Genomic DNA, 19585 nt, shown 5'->3' on the forward strand with positions numbered 1-19585 from the left:
TTCCCCTCCTTGCGTACATAGGATTTTACTCCAGTATATCGTTTTCGGCGCGATTTGGATAAATTAATGCGCGATTTGACAATGGCTCCCCGGAGCGTAGCATGCTAGGCTCTATATGAGATCAAGTGAGTATAGCATATGGCGAATATATGAACATGCTGCAAAATACTTTTGTATATGAAAGTCACTCTTTATGTTGAAAGGGGTTTCATTATATGACGAAAAATATATTTTATAACACGCAACACTCACCTATCGGAGCCTTCTCCAGCTTTACGCTCGGGTTCAAAGGTAATCGGGGTGGACTCGGCCTGGAGCTGGGCAAGCCAGCAGATGAAAATGTATATATCGGGCTGCAATCCAGAGACGGTGAGGTATATGAGGCGCTTCCCTTTTTTACAGTCGCACAGGACGAAAGCGCCCGATACGATGTGGAGAAAAAGGATAAACGAACGGAGCCGCAGCTCGGTGCCTTTGCCGATCAAGACATTACCCGTGAGCTGAAAGCGGGCACGGATACATGGAGTGCTGGAGATTTAACGTTCCGGCTGTATTCTCCTGTCCGTCCGGTGCCGGAGCCGGGAAAAGCGGATGCGGATGAGCTGCGGGCAGCGCTGGTTCCGGCGGTATTTGCCGAGCTTACGGTCGATAATACGCAGGGAACGGCTGCGCGGAGAGCTTTTTTCGGCTATCAGGGCAGTGATCCGTACAGTGGCATACGCATTGTAGGAGAAGACCCACGCAGGGACGCTGTGGATTCTCCCCACTCGCAAAGACTCACGGGCGTTGGCCAAGGGCGCAGCACAGCTATTGTGACTAATAGCAGCGAAGCGATACCTGCAAGTGGATTTGCAATGGAGAACCTTCTCGGGGAAAGCATGGACGAGAATTTATCCTTTGGCCTGGGCGTGACGGGTGCGCTCCTCATGGACGTTCCCGCAGGCGAAAAGCGCACGTATTCCTTCGCCATATGCTTCTATCGCGGCGGTATCGTGACGACAGGCATCGAGGCGACGTATTACTATACTCGTCTATTCAAGGATATTGAAGACGTGGCGAGCTATGCTTTGGAGCATTTTACAGACCTGACCGCAGCCTGTATTCAGACTAATCGCTGGATGGAGTCGGTAAGCTTGAGCCCGGATCAGGAATTTATGCTCGCGCAGGCGATTCACAGCTATTACGGCAGCACCCAGTTGCTTAGTCAGCAAGCGGATGGAGAACCGATCTGGATTGTGAACGAAGGCGAGTATCGGATGATGAATACGCTCGATCTGACGGCGGATCAGCTCTACTATGAATTGATTTTGAACCCGTGGACGGTACGCAACGAGCTGGAGTGGTTCGTCAAACGGTACAGCTACCGGGATGAGGTACGGTTTCCGGCAGACGAACAAACCTATCCGGGCGGCATCACGTTTACGCATGATATGGGCGTGGCAAATGTGTTCTCCCGTCCGGGGTACTCCTGTTATGAGCTGGCAGGGATTGACGGTTGCTTCTCTTATATGAGCCACGAAGAGCTGGTGAACTGGCTATGCTGCGCCACAGTGTATATCGAACAGACACAGGACCAGGCGTTTACGACGCGTATGCTGCCTATCTTGCGTGAATGCTTTGATAGTATGCTACAGCGGGATCATCCAGACCCGGCACAACGAAACGGCTTAATGGGCTTGGATAGCTCCAGAACCCTTGGAGGCACAGAAATTACAACCTACGATAGTCTGGACGTATCGCTGGGCCAGTCCCGCAACAATATTTATTTGGGCAGCAAATGCTGGGCGGTATATGTTGCGCTGGAAAAGCTATTTGCCTCAGAAGGGCTTGCTTCCCTTTCACGGGAAGCAGGCTTACAGGCAGACAAATGCGCAGCAGCGATCACGGCGCAGATGACAGACAAGGGCTATATTCCTGCCGTCATTCAGGAGGGCAATGATTCACAGATTGTCCCTGCGATTGAGGGGCTGATCTTCCCTTACTTCACAGGCTGCGAAGAGGCACTTCAACTCAATGGGCGATTTGGCGGATATATCCAAGCGCTGCGACGCCATTTGGAAACGGTGCTGGCACCGGGAGTTTGCCTGTTCAAAGATGGAGGCTGGAAGCTGTCATCAACCAGTAACAACTCCTGGCTGAGTAAAATCTATCTGTCGCAGTTTATTGCCCGTGAGCTGCTGGAGCTGCCTTGGGAGGAAGCAGGGCAGGCCGCAGATGCTGCCCATGTCTCATGGCTCCTGCACCCTGAGGAATCCTATTGGTGCTGGAGCGACCAAATGCTCTCCGGTATTGCCCACGGCAGCAAATATTATCCGCGCGGAGTTACCGCTATTTTGTGGCTGTATGAAGGCAAGGGCAACCGTCTGGTTCTTCCCCGGCACATGAGTCTGGATCAGGAGCAGCATGCCTGACACTAACCTTCACCTGCCCAAAAGGAGGCCCCAAATATGAGCAAGCGCAGGGATATGCAAAAAGAGAGCGGCTATGACGCTTGGCTGCATTATCACCGCAATCGCAAGGTGGAGGATTTGCCCGCTTGGTGCAGAGTCATCGTGGTTCAAGAGGCAGATGAAGTGCTTCACACGGCTGCGAGTGAGCTTCAGCACGGATTGACCTCCATGTTCGGACAGCAGCCGAAGATTAGTACCGTTCCTGTGAATGCGCCATTCATTGTGCTAGGTACGTTCGGAGGGCACCCGTTGGCGGCAGAACGATTTAGCGCAGAAGAACAGGCAGATGTGAGCGCAGAAGGCTACCGAATTCGTGGGATAGGGATTCCGCACCCGGCACATTCAGCTTCGTATGACTACGATGATGATGACATAAAGAGAGCGTACGTCACGATCGCCGGGCAGACCACCAAAGGCGTATTATACGGGGTTTTTCATCTGCTGCGCTACCTGCAAGGAGGACTGGATGGTGAGCTGAAGCCCGTCACCGAATCCTTGCACGCCCCCCTTCTGGATGTGTTATCCAATCCGGCTAATCCCATCCGCATGATCAACCACTGGGATAACATGGACGGTAGTGTGGAACGCGGATATGCGGGAACATCCATTTTTTTCGAAAATAATGCCTTTACTACAAATATGGACCGCCTTCGAGACTATGCCCGTCTACTTGCCTCTGTTGGCATTCAGGCGCTGTCCATTAACAATGTGAATGTCCATCACGTAGAAACAGAGCTGATTACAGACACATTTCTACCAGATGTGGCCAAAGTGGCTGCGGTGTTTCGCGCCTATGGCATCCAAATCTATTTGAGCATTAATTATGCCAGCCCTATTCAGCTCGGCGGGTTAACCACCGCGGATCCTCTGGACCCTGGCGTAGCTGAATGGTGGCAGGCCAAAGCCCGGGAAGTTTACGCCGCCGTTCCTGATCTGGGCGGCTTCGTGGTAAAAGCCGATTCCGAGAATCGGCCCGGGCCGTTCAGCTACGGGCGTCATCACGCCAATGGAGCCAATATGCTGGCAGATGCGTTGCGGCCCTGCGGCGGACGGGTGATTTGGCGTTGCTTTGTCTATGACTGCAAGCAGGACTGGCGTGACCGCAAGACGGATCGGGCTCGCGCGGCCTTTGACCATTTTAAACCACTGGATGGGCTGTTTCGGGAAAATGTCATTTTACAGATTAAAAATGGTCCCATGGATTTTCAGGTGCGGGAGCCTGTCTCCCCCCTGTTTGGCGCGCTGGAAGCTACCCAGGTATTGCTGGAATTCCAGATTGCACAAGAATACACGGGACAGCAGCGGCATCTGTGTTACCTTGTTCCGCAATGGAAGGAGGTACTGGATTTTGACACCTACGCACAGGGAAAAGGCTCCACCATCAAGCGCATCGTGAACGGCGCTCTGCATAGCAAGAGCGATTCTGCTTCTCCTTCCTCCACCAAACACACCAACTATGGGATCGCAGCTGTATCCAATATTGGAGCGGACACCAATTGGACCGGACATCTGCTCGCCCAGTCCAATCTTTATGGCTACGGTCGGTTGGCATGGGACCCGGAGCTATCCGCAGACGAAATCACTGATGAGTGGGTTCGGCTGACGTTTGGCGGACAAGGAAAGAGTGACAGCGGTACAGATTTCATTCCTGCTATTAAGCAAATGCTGCTCGATTCATGGAATATCTACGAGTCCTACACCGCCCCGCTTGGGGTCGGCTGGATGGTCAGCCCCGGTCACCACTATGGGCCAGATGTAGACGGCTACGAATATTCGATGTGGGGCACCTATCATTTTGCTGATTGCCGTGGCATCGGGGTGGATCGCACGACCGCAACTGGAACGGGGTATGCAGGACAATATTTTTCTCCCCATGCCAATATCTACGAATCTACTGAAACCTGCCCGGATGAGCTGCTATTATTCTTTCATCATGTTCCTTATACGCACGCGCTCCACTCTGGTCAAACCGTCATTCAACACATTTATGATACACATTTTGATGGTGCAGAACGTGCGGTCGGCCTCAGAGACACATGGATTAGTCTGCGGGATCATCTGGATGAAGCGATCTATGAACAGGTACTGGAGCGGCTGGAGCATCAGGCTGAGCACGCCAGGGAATGGCGGGATCGGATCAATACGTATTTTTACCGAAAAAGCGGCATTGCTGACCAGAAGAATCGCCCTATTTATTAAGCCTGGATTTTGAAAAATCCTCAAGCAGTAATAACCCTTGCAATACTTTCATACAGGCTGGAACAAAGCTTCTATACGTCTAGGTTCTCTTTCCCCTATGCTGGCATTGGCTATCCGCACATTACTAAAAGGCATGCGTCTTACTCAGACCTATGCCTTATTTTTTTGCCTGAACTCATATTAAGGACACGGTTGCTAACTCAAAATGTCATATTTCTCCACCCCGAGTGTGCAATAAATTCTTCTTTTTGTGCAACCGCTTGCTTTATAATCATTTTGTAAACGTTTACAGAATGTTATCGAAATAGACTATGCTTTGGGGAGGATGATCGGTTTGACCTTGTATCGAAGTCTATGGAACAAAGGGTGCCTGATTCTGCTAAGCCTTGTGCTATCTCTGACCGCCTTCATTGGCTCACCCTCCAATACGGCAAGCGCTGCGGTTGCTGACGATTTTCAGGCTTCCGTCATGGGGCCGCTGGCGAAAATCAATGACTGGGGCGCATTCAAAAAGCAACTGCAAACGCTGAAAAGCAATGGCGTGTATGCCCTCACCACCGACGTCTGGTGGGGTTATGTGGAGAGTGCAGGAGATAACCAGTTCGATTGGAGCTACTACAAGACCTATGCAGATGCGGTTAAAGAAGTGGGCCTGAAGTGGGTTCCCATCATCTCTACGCATAAGTGCGGTGGAAATGTAGGTGACGACTGCAGCATCCCGCTGCCAAGCTGGCTGTCTAGCAAGGGCAGTGCAGATGAAATGCAGTTCAAGAACGAAAACAGCTATGTCAATAATGAAGCCCTTTCGCCGCTATGGAGCGGGGTCGGCAAGCAATATGATGAGTTGTATGCCTCGTTTGCTGAAAATTTTGCCGGGTACAAAAGCATCATTCCCAAAATTTATTTAAGCGGTGGCCCTTCCGGTGAATTGCGATACCCGTCCTACTATCCGGCGGCAGGATGGAGCTACCCGGCACGTGGCAAGTTCCAGGCCTATACCGAAACAGCCAAAAATGCATTCCGCACGGCCATGAATGAAAAGTATGGATCATTGGACAAGATTAATGCGGCTTGGGGTACCAAGCTAAGCAGCCTTAGCCAAATCAATCCGCCGACTGACGGGGACGGATTTTACACGAACGGCGGGTATACTTCCACCTATGGGAAGGATTTCTTGTCGTGGTACCAAAGCGTGCTTGAAAATCATCTGGGGTTCATCGGAGCAGCTGCCCACAAAAACTTCGATTCTGTGTTCGGTGTCCGTATCGGAGCCAAGATTTCCGGCCTGCACTGGCAGATGAACAACCCTGCCATGCCTCACAGCACGGAGCATGCAGGTGGATATTATGATTACAATCGTATTATTCAAAAGTTCAAGGATGCCGATCTGGATCTAACCTTTACTGCACTGGAGATGAACGACAGTGGCACAGCACCTAATTATTCCTTGCCGTCCACACTGGTAGATACCGTCTCCTCGATCGCGAATGCCAAGGGCGTTCGCCTGAATGGTGAAAATGCGCTCCCAACGGGTGGCAGCAGATTCCAGAAAATTGAAGAGAAAATCACAAAGTTTGGTTATCACGGCTTTACGCTATTGCGCATCAACAATCTCGTCAACAACGACGGCTCACCAACCGGTGAACTGGATGGATTCAAACAGTATATTATCAGCAAGGCCAAGCCAGGCGATAACGGCGGCGGTACAGGCAACCAAGTAACTGTATACTACAAAAAAGGCTTCAACTCGCCTTACATTCACTACCGCCCGGCTGGCGGAAGCTGGACGGCTGCACCTGGCGTGAAAATGCAGGATGCCGAAATTAGCGGCTATGCTAAAATCACTGTCGATATCGGCTCTGCCTCCCAATTAGAGGTTGCCTTTAATGATGGCAATAACAACTGGGACAGCAACAACACCAAAAACTACCTTTTCAGCACGGGGACTTCTACCTACACTCCAGGCGACAGCGGCAAAGCAGGAGCCGTCACATCAGGTGCTCCATCCGGTACCAATCCCGGAGAAGGCGGCGGTACAACCAACAAGGTAACTATATACTACAAAAAAGGCTTCAATTCGCCTTACATTCACTACCGCCCGGCAGGCGGGAATTGGACTGCCGTGCCTGGTGTGAAAATGCAGGATGCCGAGATTAGCGGCTATGCTAAAATTACTGTCGATATCGGTTCTGCCTCCCAATTGGAAGCCGCTTTTAATGACGGTAATAACAACTGGGATAGCAACAACACCAAAAACTACTTCTTCACCACAGGTACTTCTACCTACACGCCCGGCTCTAACGGAGCCGCAGGATCTATCCAAACGGGGTCGCCTTCGGGCGGCTCCACTCCCACCGAACCGAGTAATCCCCCCAATCCATCTCCCCTTGGTACAGACTGGAGCAAGCAGAGCATTTACTTTATCATGACAGACCGATTCAGCAACGGGGATACATCGAACGATAATTACGGTGGCTTCAATTCCAACAACAGCGACCAGCGCAAATGGCATGGCGGCGATTTTCAAGGCATTATCAACCAGCTCGACTACATTCAAAATATGGGCTTTACCGCCATCTGGATTACTCCGGTAACGATGCAAAAGAGCGAATTCGCTTACCACGGCTATCATACGTATGATTTTTATGCGGTAGATGGACATCTTGGAACAATGGACAAATTCAAAGAGCTGGTCCGTAAAGCACACGACAAAAATATGGCTGTTATGCTGGACGTAGTCCCCAATCACACGGGCGATTTTCAACCAGGGAACGGCTTCGCCAAGGCTCCTTTTGACAAAGCAGACTGGTATCATCACAACGGCGACATCACAGGGGCAGACTACAGCTCCAACAACCAATCGAAAATCGAAAACGGTGACGTGGCCGGATTGGATGACCTGAATCAGGACAACCCCGCAACAGCGAACGAGCTTAAAAACTGGATCAAATGGTTGTTGAACGAGTCAGGAGTCGACGGACTGCGGGTGGACACTGCCAAGCATGTACCCAAAGGCTTCTTAAAGGATTTTGACGAAGCAGCCAATACCTTCACCATCGGTGAGATTTTTAGTGGCGATCCCGCTTATGTGGGGGATTACACCCGATATCTCGATGCCGCACTGGATTTTCCAATGTATTATACGATCAAGGATGTGTTTGGACGCGATCAATCCATGACCAAAATCAAGGAACGCTACTCGGATGATCGTCACTATCGCGATACCCAGACCAACGGCGTATTTATCGACAATCATGATGTGAAACGTTTCCTCAACGAGGCCTCCGGCAAGCCTGGTGCCAGCTCTGACAAATGGCCGCAGCTCAAGGCCGCCTTGGGTTTTACTTTGACATCGCGCGGGATTCCAATTATCTATCAAGGCACCGAGCAAGGATTTAATGGCGGAGATGATCCTGCCAACCGGGAAAACGCCGTTTTTAACGCCAATCATGAGCTGTACCAGTACATTGCCAAGCTGAACCGTGTGCGCAACAGCCACCCTGCCCTGCAAAACGGCAATCAAAAGGAAAAATGGGCAGATGACTCCTTTTACAGCTTCCAGCGCTCTAAAAACGGCGACGAGGCCATCGTACTCATCAACAACTCGTGGAACAGCCAAACCCGCACGATCGGCAACTTTGACAACCTGTCCAACGGCACCCGTCTGACCAACCAATTAAGCAACGACTCCATTCAGATCAACAACGGTTCGATCACCGTGACTCTCGCTCCGAAGGAGATTAAAATTTTCACCAAATAACCGCCGCATTTGGTTACATCGATTATTCAAATGTGCTAAAATAAATGATAGAAGGATATACTAAAAAAGAGCAAGGATGCTGGTAACATCCCTACTCTTGGCAACAGCCGCTTTGAAGAGCGGTCGGCTGAACAGGGCTAGCTCTATTAGAAATAGACCGTTTTTCCTTGTCCAGGGCGGTCTATTCCTTTTTGTTTTGGTTCAACGCAATAACAATCGTAACGATTAATCCGATCAACGCTACTAATAGCGTGCCGAACATCATCATTAATGTCAGAGCATCTTTAACCTCCACAGGCATCACCTCCCTTCCGGGAGACTTAGCCGACCGCCACCTAAGCCATTCTGTTGTTAATAGAATTATAGCACGTAAAAACGTCCTTCGGCGACTGTATTTTACAGTTGACTCTACTAACCTCAGACGATCATTCATCATCTTCCTTCTCATACATACTCTACTTCTTCTCTAATGGATAACCTATAAAACAAAACAGGGCACCTGCAACGAAGCGTACACTTCGTTGCAGGTGCCCTGTTTATATATAAACAACGTGGGATTACTTAGGCCTCAGTAGCCACGTTGATATTGTTCAGGAACAGAAGAACGGAAAGAGATTCCCCAGCCGAGGTATCTCCGTATTTTGCGTTATGTAGCCATGATATATGTTGTATGTCGCAGATATATTGTACACAATCTATTATCCACAACTTAATAACTTTTTGCAAGTATATATTTAAATAATATTAGATATTTTTTTGTTCAGATAAGTTAAACTCAAAAACTATACAAAAAAAAGACGCCCTTACGGACGCCTTAGCGCGAAACCAGTTTTATTGTGCCGAGCCTAATTGCACCCATGCTTTTTCAATCTCAGCAACTGCCTGATCCTTGTTCATGTTGCCGCTGATATAAGCCTGCATCAGCTCACCAAATTTTTGATGGAACGTGTCCAGCGAGTAGTTGACAGACAGATCACCAGACTTCGACGTTTTCAAAATGCTTTCCATTTCCTTAGGCATTTCCAGATCAGGAAGCGGCGCATCCTTGATTGGAGGAATGACCTTGGCTACCTGAGAGAACCAGTTCTTACCGTATTCCGAAGTGTACAGCCAGTTGAAAAATTCAATCGTCTCCTTGGCTACTTCCGAATCCTTGTTAATACGCAGCGCTTGGTCAGCACCGGTAATAATGACCGATTGATCAGCCTTGTCACTTACCGGATAGCCCATAATGCCAATCTTGAGGTCAGGATTAATCTTCTTGATCGCTTCCTCATCCCATGCGCCTTTCCCCGTCATAAACGCAGCTTTACCGGATGCAAAATCACTCACTTCCGCATTACTGTCCCGTTCCAGCGGCTTATCCGTGCCATGCTTCACCGTCAAATCAATAAAGCTAAAGAAGTTGTTGTACAGCACCGGATAGTCCTTGATTTTCGCTTTGCCTGCAATAAAATCATTGACGAGCTGCTTCGGCTCTACACCTGCATCCTGCGCGGCGGCATCTACATAGTGCTGGAAGATGTGCTTCCATACCCACCACTCTTTATATGCATTTGCAAATGGTGTAATGCCCTTCGCCTCAAGCTTGGTGACTGCGTCCTGCATTTCTGCAATCGTCTTCGGCGGGGAGGTTACCCCAGCCTTGGTAAGCAAATCCTTGTTGTAAATCAGCGTAAACAGGTTCCCCTTCACCGGGAAGCCCAGCACTTTGCCGTCACTGGAGCTCATATTCGCTCGAACGGCATCCGTCATGGCTGCCGCCAGCGGCTCATTCGTCAGATCGGCGCTATAATCAGCATACGTGTCGATATCGCCTCCTGCCGTGGTCTGGAATACATCTGGTGTACTGCCTGAGGCAATTTTGGATTTGAGAATGGTGTTATAGTCCGCCTGCATAATTTCCAGATTGATCTTCACATTTGGCTTGACCTTCTTATACTCTTCGATATACGCGTTAAAAGCATCGGTATACTCCGGTGAGGCTGTGAACATATTTATTGTAACCGTTTTCAATTCTTCTTTGCCACCAGCATTCCCTTTCGCCGCATCTGAGTCGCCGCTGCTTCCGCATCCGCTCAACAAACCGACCGTCAAAAGCAAACTGCCGGATAACGCCATCATCTTCTTTAACATGGATACTCCCCCATTTATTCGTGATCAACGTCCATGCGCTCATTCTAAAAAATATAGTCCGATTTAAAAAGGCAGATTAGTGAAGCATTAAGGGTAAAAAAGTGGTTTATTGCAAGCTCACACGATACTCCGACGGTGACACCTGATAATAATTACGAAAAGCCTTGCTAAAATAATTCTTGTCCTTGTAGCCAAGCATATCGGAAATCTCTTGAATTTTCAGGCTGGAATCGCCTAGCAGCTCCTTCGCCTTGTCCATTCTGACCTTCTGCACATATTCGTGAATGCCGTAACCAAACTGCTGCTTGAACAGCTTCATCAAGTATTCCCGACTTAAAAAATACGTTTCGGCAAAAAATGAAATTTTGATATCTTCAAAGTAATATCGGTCAATATGCCGTTTGATCTCCGTAATATCAAAGGGCTGACTCCCCCTTGAGCATGCTGAACCCCGGCAATGTAAAGCTCCAGCATCCGATGCAGCCGCTGTCCATACTGGCCAAAGTCCGTAAAGTCCGCAGCAATATCGCCCTCAGCCACGCTTTTTCTCTGTTCCCCCGAAGCCCCCTCCGGCTCAGACACAGATGCAGATACATATATGAATGCACCCGGCTCCGTAGCCGCTTCTCTCAGTAAAAAATGAAACTCGCCCATCATCCGATCTGCATCCTGCAAACGAAAAGCAGAGCCAGATGCCAACTGCTTCAGCAGGTCGTTTAGCAGTACCTTCGCCCGATTCGCCTGGCCTGTCTGGGCATCCTTCTGGATCAACAGCAGCCGATCCGTCCACGACACTTCCTCTGGCATCATTTCCTGCCGGCGCACGGTATGGATGACCGATGTCCCTGTCAGCTTCAATACGTCCGTGCTGTGGATATGCGCCTTGGCATCCGTATAAGCAGCTGCCAGATCCAGTATGTCCGTACAAGGCTTACCCACCCCCGCAGCTACCACCATGCCAAACAATCCATGCAGATTCGTCACCGCCTTCTGTGTCACTTGTGCCAGCAGAAGAGGCATATGTTCTTCCTGCCCCGGAGACAATGTGCAAATCGAAACGACCTCGCGCTCCCGTCTCGGATGAGGAAAGCTAAAGCAGCTCAGTCGCTCATCCGAAGTCTGAGCCATGACGTTCGTCACGGCAAAATCCATCAGATCGGTCTCCCCATGAAAACGTGTCATGCGGACCTCGTCCCTGTTCAGCAACCGCAGCACAATCACCCCAAAGTGGTTCCCCGGCTGATCTGCACCGATCAAGGGGAGTAACGCCGCATTTGCCTGTCTCTTAAAGCTACCGTCCAGAATGGACAAATATAGTTTCTCCTTGAGCTTCGGCAGCGACATATTCAGCGTAATGTTCTGGCTAATGAATTTGCTTTCGCTTTGCTTGCGGCTTTCCAATATATCTACCGCTGTGCGCAGCGCCTGATTCAATTCCTGCCGATTGATCGGCTTGAGCAAATAATCTACCACTCGGGATTGAATGGCTTGCCGTGTAAATTCAAAATCGTCATAGCCGCTAATGACAATCGTCAGCAGATTAGGATACACCTTCTCGATGGCACGAAGAAATTCGATACCGTTCAGCTCCGGCATTTTCATATCCACCATGACCACATCTATTGGGTGCCGTTCCAGCAGCTCCAGTCCAAGTCTGCCATTCGTCGCCTCAAACACCTGCCCGATGCCGAGGTTGTTCCAGTCTCCGACAATGCGAATAGCTTCGCGCAGCGGCTCCTCATCGTCAATGATCAATACGTTATACATGACTACTTCCTCCCTGGGGGATGCGCATTTGGATTTCTGTTCCCGTTTCATCCGTATGTATGGATAGTCCCGCCTGATCTCCATACAACAGCTTCAATCGTGTATTCAGATTTTTTAAGCCGATATGCTCACTCTCCCGTTCCTCCCATTTCTCTTCGAACGAATCCAGCACCTGTCTAAGCTTATCCTCCGAGATCCCCGGGCCGTTGTCCCGGACTGTAATCGTGGCATCTGTAGAGCTGGATTCGGCTGAAATGACAATCAGAATATCGCTTGATACCTTTTCCAGCGCATGCTTGATCGAATTTTCTACCAACGTTTGTACGGACAACCTCGGGATTCGCAGCTCCATCAGCGTGTCCTCCCACTCCAGCTCGATTCGCAGTCTTGTCCCGAACCTTGCCTTTTGCAATCCCATATACCGTTCAATATGCTGGAGTTCTTCGCGGGCAACCACGATATCCTTGCCGTTGATGGAATACCGCAGGGTTTGGGCCAACGCATCGACCATATCCGCCATATCGAACATCTCACGCTTTAATGCCTGTGTGGATATGGCTTGTAGCGCATTGTACAGAAAATGGGGATTAATTTCAGCCTCCAGCGCCTTGAGTATAGCGTTTTTCTCGACCAGCTTCATTCGGTAGCGCTCATTAATTAATTCTTCGGTTCTTTGGACCATTTCGTTAAAATGCAGCGACAAATACGCAATCTCGTCATGGCCCTTCACAAGGGCAGTTGCCCCGAAGTCCCCGGTACTAAACCGCTTCATCTGGGTGGACAGCTTGTGTAAGGGACTAGTAATGGCATTCGAGGTCAGCGTTACCAAAATAATAGACACCCCTAAAAACAAAATCCCGATCACGTAGCTCCAATTTCGTGTCGTCGTAGCCGCTTCGTAAATTTGACGGTATGGGATCGGCTTGACGAGCCGCCAGCCTTCTTTTTTCCCGGCATCATACACGACCAGATACTCCTGGCTGCCGCTACTGTCCGACCATGTTACTCGTCCGCTCCCTCCCTGTCCAATCTGTGCCAGCACCCCCCGAGTCCCGCATTCGCTCGTATAACGGAAGGCTGTCCACGTAAAAGGGAATACGTTCAGGACTTAGCAGCATGAGATGGTCCCCTTTGCCGAGTGGAATGTTCTTCATGATATCGTCCACAGCGCTCGTATTGTAATAAAAGGACAACACCGCCTGCGGGTGACGAGATGCAATCGACCTCAGCACCCGATGGTACGCCATAAAGCTGGCCTGTGGTGCTACATACCCCATATCCGAGCGGGAACCCACAAAGGATTGAAACGATTCGTTGGCCGTGCTCGCCATCGCCTCCTTATACCAGGGCAGCTTGGGAATATCCGTGTTCATCCCTTGGCGCACCGTAATATTGTACGTCTCCCGGGTCACCACATAATATTGATGGCGATCTGCCACGTACAGATAAATAGCTTCCAGATCACTGCGGGAATAAAACATGCTGCGCAAGTAATTTTCAATGACCATTCGGGAAGCATAGTCCCGATTTTCATTCGCAATCGCGTTCATAATATCGTTATAACGAAGCTGCGGCAGGGCCAACTGCTGCATCCCCTCCAGATAATCCTCCAGGTTCTGATTAACCAGCAGCAGATTATTCGTTGTGCTGGCAATGCTATGATTCACCGATTCTCTTTCAATCATCTGATAGGAGATAATCGTCAGCGAGCCTACCACCAGAATGATCACCGAGGTAAAAAGCAAAATAAGCTTGTTCACCAATTTTTGCGTTATTCGTCTCCACATGGATCTGAGAACTGCACCTGCTCGTTCTGGTATCACGATAAAATCGCCCCTTTTGAAAGCGTACACATTTTTACCCTCAACTGTTTTCTTAAATCCATTGGTCCGGCCCCAGGGGCTATCCTATACTTTCATTATATCTCAAACGGCTTGGAACGAAAGATCGGAAAATGTTGAGAAAAAGAGGTGCGTTATGCTGAAAAAAAGGGGAAGCCGGGGCGATAAGGGCAGTAAATTGGAGTTTGGCTTGTTCACACTGCCCGTAATCCTGTGCATTACGATTGCATTTTATATTCCGTTTTTGATGACGATACGCTATTCCCTGACCAAGTGGAATGGAATATCCAAGCATCCGAAATTTGTAGGCCTGGATAATTTCAAACAAATCCTGCTCGGAGACGCCAACTTCGCCCATGCGGCCTGGTTTACGGTCAAATATGCGATTTTGTACATTGTGCTGGTTAACGTGCTGGCTATCTTGCTGGCACTCGTCCTCGACATGAAGCTGAAAAGCTCGGCTTGGCTGCGGGCGGCCTTTTTTATCCCTTATATCCTCAGTCTCGTGATTGTCGGATTTATCTGGAAGTTTATCTTTATGCAGGGCTTTGAGTCACTGGGAAACAGCACAGGCTGGGGCATCTTCCAGCTCAGTTGGCTGGGGCAAGAAGGGCTCGCGTTTATTTCCATTTTGGCGGTATCTATCTGGCAATCCATTGGCTTTTATATGGTCATTTACATTGCAGGCTTGCAGTCCGTACCGGAGGATCTGAAGGAAGCCGCTATTGTGGACGGAGCGGGGCCGATTCGGAGATTTTTCAGTATTACGCTGCCACTGCTGGCCCCTTCCATCACGATCTCGGTTTTCATGGCTCTGACCAACTCGATCAAGGTGTTCGACGTCATTCTATCCCTGACTGGCGGCGGGCCGGGAGGTACAACATACAGTATTGCGTATGATATTTATCGGGACACGTTCCAGAACAATCTGTACGGCTATGGAACAGCCAAAGCGTTATTATTATTCGTCGCAGTGCTGATCATTACGATCATCCAATTGTCTATTTTCAAACGCAGGGAGGTTGAAGCCTGATGCAACGCAGACGTATGGGACGTATTTTGCTGGAAGCGGGCATGATTGTATTATCGCTGTTATTTTTGTATCCGCTGTTTCTTGCCATTAACAATTCGTTCAAAAGCTTCGCTGAGGTCATGACCGACGTCATTGCGCTGCCCAAGCAGCTTTCGCTGGATAACTACGTATATGTATGGAAATTCATTAACTATCCACGCTTATTTCTGAATAACACGATCATTACCGTAGTCGGGCTAGCAGGTATCGTACTGGTATCCTCTATTGCCGCCTATAAGCTGGCACGGACCAAAAGCAAATGGAGTTCCGCAATCTACATGCTGTGCATTATGCCAATGTTAATCCCGTTTCAGTCCATTATGCTGACTGTCTTGCGACTCGCGAAAGACCTGCATCTGGCGGACAGTACCTGGGGACTTGGCCTGCTGTATTGGGGCTTCGGCGCACCGCTGGCGGTGTTTATCTACCACGGGTTTGTCAAAGGGATTCCCAACGAGATTGACGAAAGCGCCAAGATCGACGGAGCCTCAGGCTTCCGGCTTTTCTTTTCGGTGATTTTCCCCTTGCTAAAATCCGTCACCGCCACCATTGTGATCATCGACGTGATGTGGATTTGGAACGACTTTCTGCTGCCCCTGCTCATGGTTAACGGCTCACCCAGCACCAAAACGCTTACGCTGGCGGCCTATACCTTCGTCGGACAGTATACGTCAGACTGGCAGTATGCCATGACAGCAATGGTGATGGCTGTGCTGCCTTCCATCGTCGTATTTATTTTCCTGCAAAAATACATCGTCAAAGGTGTTGTCGCGGGAGCGGTCAAAGGCTGAGTACAAAGTGGCGATACCTGGCGAATTTAAAAAGCCGACGTATACGAGTATATGAAGCCAGATAGCCAAAAAGAGGACTTGCGTGTTGTTTGCGCAAGTCCTCTTGGTTTCAGTCTGGATGCCCGGAAGACTCTGTTATCTAACACTTCCCGCTAAGGAAGCGGGATGAATCGGTGTATCCGAAATTGAAATTCTATCCATAGATGTACGTCTGGTGGACGTGCCGCGCCCGCCATTCGTATCCTTTGGATGAGTCGAAGCCGAGGCCCTGTTCTCGTCTGCATCGTTTGTAATGCGGAAATGCTGTATTTCCGACATTAGCTGGGCAGCCATATGACGCAGCGAATCGGCAGAATCTGCGATGACCTTCATAGAAGCGAGCTGCTCCTCGCACACAGCCGCAGCCGACTCCGATTCCTCTGCAATCTCACTGGACAAGCCTACCAGCTTTTGCTCCGAGTCCAGCAGTTGCCCGGTAATGGCAGACAATTCTTCGGTCGCAGCCGACACCTCCTGCGTATGCTCAGCGACCGTTTGTACTGCTTCATGTACTTTGCTAAACGTCTGCCCGGTGCGATGAATCAGATCTGTTCCAGCCTCAACCTCGCTGGAGCCTTTCTGGATCGAGTCCACGGCCTGGTTCACTGTATCCGCCATGGCGTCCATAAAGACAGCAATCTGCTGGGATGCTTGACCTGTCTGTTCCGCCAGCTTCTTCACTTCACCCGCCACGACAGCAAAGCCCTTACCCGATTCCCCGGCTCTGGCCGCTTCAATGGAGGCGTTCAATGACAGCAAATTGGTTTGCTTGGCGATATCGCGAATGAACTGCGTTACACTTTGGATTCTCTTCGATTGCTCGCCCAAGTCCTGAATGACCTTGACCGAGTCCTTCATCGTATCCTGAATATGGCGCATCTGCATAACCGTTTCCTCCAGGTCTGCATTGCCGCGCTCTGTCTCGTGAATCGCCCGCTCGGACAGCTCTGCGGTAATGGATGCGGATTGGGCAATCTTTTGAACGCCTTCTGCGCTTTCCTTGACCGCCTGCTGGTTTTCACGATTTCGCTCAACCTGATTGCCCGCCGAATCATGGATTCCCTGTACCGTCTCCGCCATCTGCCGTGTACCTTCCGCCACCTGTCCGGAGCCATTGGACAGCTCACCCGAAGCCAGCGTAACTCCCTGTGCGTTTTGATAGATCACTTGCAGCAGCGAACGAAGCTGGCGTTTCATATCGTTAAAGCTCTGCGCCATTTCACCAATTTCATCTTTCTGCCGAATTTGAATATCCTCCTGTGTCAGATCCCCTTCTGCAATACGCCGCGCAGCTTGAGCCACCTGAACCACCGGACGGGCAATCATACGGGTGATTACATACGCCAATACGATCCCGATTACCAGTGCAAGCGCCATCGCAATGATAATCATCGTCTGTACATATTGAAGCTTCTCACCCTGCTCGACTTGGGATTGATTCAGTAGGTCCATCTGGTATTGCTCCATGACCTGTGACTGCTGCTCCAGTGCAAGTGCCATCGGCTTACATTTTTCCTCCACTAATCTCGTGTAGGTCGAGACATCCCCCTGCTGCTTATATGAGGTAATTTCCTTTACGATATCTGCATATTCAGCCTCCATCTGCTGGAGCTTTGCTGCCATTTGCTTGGGCTTGTCCAGTGCTGGCGTTGATTGCAGCTTCTTCATGGTCGTTGCAAAGGTTTCGCGTGCTTTCAGATAACTGTTCATTTCATCCTGATCGCCAGTCACCAGATACCCGCGAAAATACTTAGTCTGGCTCGCAGCATCATACTGCAATTCTTTAATAATCAAAATTTTATCGACTCTGTCATCAATCATGCTTTGATAAGATGTATGTAAAGACGAAGTAGCATACTCACCAATAACGCCCACAACCAATGTAAGCAATAATACGGCTGCAAAACTAATGGATAGTTTTTTACCAATCTTCATTCTAAAATATCTCCTTTGTATGGGACAATTTTCTTAGGTCTAATGAGTTATTATACGCCTATTTGTCATTTGAAGCAGTTAAATATAATTCGTAAGTTTCAATTATTGAAATACAACTTTTCAGGTATGATACGGCACCCAATAACATATAGATCACTTCCTTTTGTTCATTTTTTCTCCCCTTTCCTTACAGCCTCCCTTGACATTTCCCTTCATTAATGATTTACTGATTTTATTATTCGTAATTATTACGATTAAAAGAAACCGACAAGGATAGCATTGTAGCTTCCCTATCTGACATTGTAGCCACTACAACACAATCAGCATTTCATGAACACTTTCGAAGGGATGAGTGATTATGTTGGCAAACACTATGGAATTGGAAAAGAAAATACCGGTGACGGTACTTAGCGGGTACCTCGGTTCAGGCAAAACTACGCTGCTCAATCATGTGCTGAATAATCGGGATGGCTTGCGGGTAGCTGTCATTGTCAATGACATGAGCGAGGTGAACATTGATGCCGATCTCGTTCGGGACGGCGGAGGATTATCCCGCGTTAATGAGAAGCTGGTGGAAATGTCCAACGGCTGCATCTGCTGCACCCTGCGAGAAGACCTCTTAAAAGAGGTAGAGCGGCTGGCGCTGGATAAAAAGTTCGACTATATCCTTATTGAGTCCACAGGCATCGGCGAACCCATCCCGGTAGCCCAAACGTTCAGTTATGTAGATGAAGAAAACGACATCGACCTGACCAAGCTGACCCGGCTGGATACGATGGTTACTGTTGTGAATGCGCCGGAATTTTGGAAGGACTTCTACTCCAGAGATTCCCTCAAGGATCGCGGGCAGGAGGTTGCGGACGAAGATGCGCGCGGCATTGTTGATCTGCTGGTAGAGCAGGTGGAATTTTGTGATGTGCTGATTATTAACAAATGCGATCTGGTATCCCCCGAGGAGCTGGAGCGACTGGAAAAAGCGCTGCGCGGTATTCAACCGAACGCCAAAATCATTCGTTCCGAGTACGGTAAAGTGGACCCGAAGGAGATTTTGAACACGCATCGCTTCGACTTTGAAACAGCCAGCCAATCGGCAGGCTGGATCCAGGAGATGAACAAGGAAGAACACGTACCGGAGACAGAGGAATACGGTATTGCTTCGTTTGTGTACAAGCGCAAAATCCCGCTTCACCCGGAACGTTTGTTAAAATGGCTGGCCAAATGGCCTGCCGAGGTTGTCCGTTCCAAGGGATTGGTGTGGTTCGCTACGCAGAACCGTACCGCTTTTACATTCAGTCAGGCGGGCAGCTCCAAGCAATTTGCACGCGCAGGACTATGGGTATCTGTTTTGACCGAGGAAGAACGGCAATACTATCTCGGAGAAGATTTTGAGAAAACGCCAGACTGGGATGAAAAATACGGGGACCGGGTGACCAAGCTCGTATTTATCGGCATAGACATGAATCGGGAAGAAATCGAGCGTACGCTGGATGAGACGCTGCTGACTCCTGAAGAGATGGAGCAGGACTGGCGCAAGCTGCCTGACCCTTTTACCCAAAAAATATAACAGCTTCAGAGACACGCAAAGCGCCTAAAAC

General features: G+C 49.5%; 9 protein-coding genes and 2 pseudogenes. 6 read left to right on the plus strand and 5 right to left on the minus strand.

Annotated elements, in window-relative coordinates:
• The first annotated feature begins 215 nt into the window (after positions 1-215).
• The 3 genes from QMK20_RS25425 to QMK20_RS25435 all read left to right on the plus strand — a co-directional run bounded on the left by QMK20_RS25425 (position 216) and on the right by QMK20_RS25435 (position 8409).
• Positions 216-2411, plus strand: coding sequence for a glycoside hydrolase family 52 protein (locus QMK20_RS25425; RefSeq protein WP_283653805.1), 2196 nt, complete (start codon positions 216-218; stop codon positions 2409-2411).
• Between the two features lie 36 nt (positions 2412-2447).
• Positions 2448-4649, plus strand: coding sequence for an alpha-glucuronidase family glycosyl hydrolase (locus QMK20_RS25430; protein WP_283653806.1), 2202 nt, complete (start codon positions 2448-2450; stop codon positions 4647-4649).
• Between the two features lie 334 nt (positions 4650-4983).
• Positions 4984-8409, plus strand: coding sequence for a family 14 glycosylhydrolase (locus QMK20_RS25435; RefSeq protein WP_283653807.1), 3426 nt, complete (start codon positions 4984-4986; stop codon positions 8407-8409).
• A gap of 181 nt (positions 8410-8590) precedes the next feature.
• On the opposite strand, the gene QMK20_RS25440 is transcribed toward QMK20_RS25435, so the two are convergent.
• From QMK20_RS25440 to QMK20_RS25455, 4 genes and pseudogenes are all read right to left on the minus strand, one after another.
• Positions 8591-8704 (minus strand): putative holin-like toxin, encoded by a 114-nt coding sequence (locus QMK20_RS25440; protein WP_283653808.1) that lies wholly within the window; start codon positions 8702-8704, stop codon positions 8591-8593.
• Between the two features lie 536 nt (positions 8705-9240).
• Positions 9241-10545: an ABC transporter substrate-binding protein gene (locus QMK20_RS25445; RefSeq protein WP_283653809.1), complete on the minus strand. Its 1305-nt coding sequence runs from the start codon at positions 10543-10545 to the stop codon at positions 9241-9243.
• Positions 10546-10651: 106 nt separating this feature from the next.
• Positions 10652-12312, minus strand: a pseudogene (locus tag QMK20_RS25450) (response regulator).
• Positions 12305-14099 (minus strand): annotated as a pseudogene (locus tag QMK20_RS25455) (cache domain-containing sensor histidine kinase). The pseudogenes QMK20_RS25450 and QMK20_RS25455 overlap by 8 nt, the downstream one beginning before the upstream one ends.
• A 190-nt stretch (positions 14100-14289) precedes the next feature.
• On the opposite strand from QMK20_RS25455, the gene QMK20_RS25460 reads away from it, so the two are divergent.
• Together QMK20_RS25460 and QMK20_RS25465 are read left to right on the plus strand one after the other, a co-directional pair.
• On the plus strand, positions 14290-15186 hold the full coding sequence (locus QMK20_RS25460) for a carbohydrate ABC transporter permease (protein WP_082067081.1): 897 nt from the start codon (positions 14290-14292) through the stop codon (positions 15184-15186).
• Entirely contained in the window at positions 15186-16016 is an 831-nt protein-coding gene (locus tag QMK20_RS25465; protein WP_192511029.1) for a carbohydrate ABC transporter permease, read from the plus strand. The genes QMK20_RS25460 and QMK20_RS25465 overlap by 1 nt, the downstream gene beginning before the upstream one ends.
• Positions 16017-16151: 135 nt before the next feature.
• On the opposite strand, the gene QMK20_RS25470 is transcribed toward QMK20_RS25465, so the two are convergent.
• Complete coding sequence (locus tag QMK20_RS25470; RefSeq protein WP_283653810.1) at positions 16152-17990, minus strand: methyl-accepting chemotaxis protein; 1839 nt, start codon at positions 17988-17990, stop codon at positions 16152-16154.
• A gap of 361 nt (positions 17991-18351) precedes the next feature.
• Here QMK20_RS25470 and QMK20_RS25475 point away from each other — a divergent pair, with 361 nt between their 5' ends.
• Positions 18352-19554 (plus strand): GTP-binding protein, encoded by a 1203-nt coding sequence (locus QMK20_RS25475; RefSeq protein WP_283656344.1) that lies wholly within the window; start codon positions 18352-18354, stop codon positions 19552-19554.
• Positions 19555-19585 lie beyond the last annotated feature (31 nt).

It is taken from the genome of Paenibacillus sp. RC334 (assembly GCF_030034735.1).
Lineage (GTDB): Bacteria > Bacillota > Bacilli > Paenibacillales > Paenibacillaceae > Paenibacillus > Paenibacillus terrae_A.

Bases quoted from the DNA above. Each gene is read 5' to 3' on its own strand.
- QMK20_RS25460 (WP_082067081.1), top strand. From the start codon at position 14,290: ATGCTGAAAAAAAGGGGAAGCCGGGGCGATAAGGGCAGTAAATTGGAG.
- QMK20_RS25470 (WP_283653810.1), bottom strand. From the start codon at position 17,990: ATGAAGATTGGTAAAAAACTATCCATTAGTTTTGCAGCCGTATTATTG.
- QMK20_RS25430 (WP_283653806.1), top strand. From the start codon at position 2,448: ATGAGCAAGCGCAGGGATATGCAAAAAGAGAGCGGCTATGACGCTTGG.
- QMK20_RS25425 (WP_283653805.1), top strand. From the start codon at position 216: ATGACGAAAAATATATTTTATAACACGCAACACTCACCTATCGGAGCC.
- QMK20_RS25465 (WP_192511029.1), top strand. From the start codon at position 15,186: ATGCAACGCAGACGTATGGGACGTATTTTGCTGGAAGCGGGCATGATT.
- QMK20_RS25445 (WP_283653809.1), bottom strand. From the start codon at position 10,545: ATGTTAAAGAAGATGATGGCGTTATCCGGCAGTTTGCTTTTGACGGTC.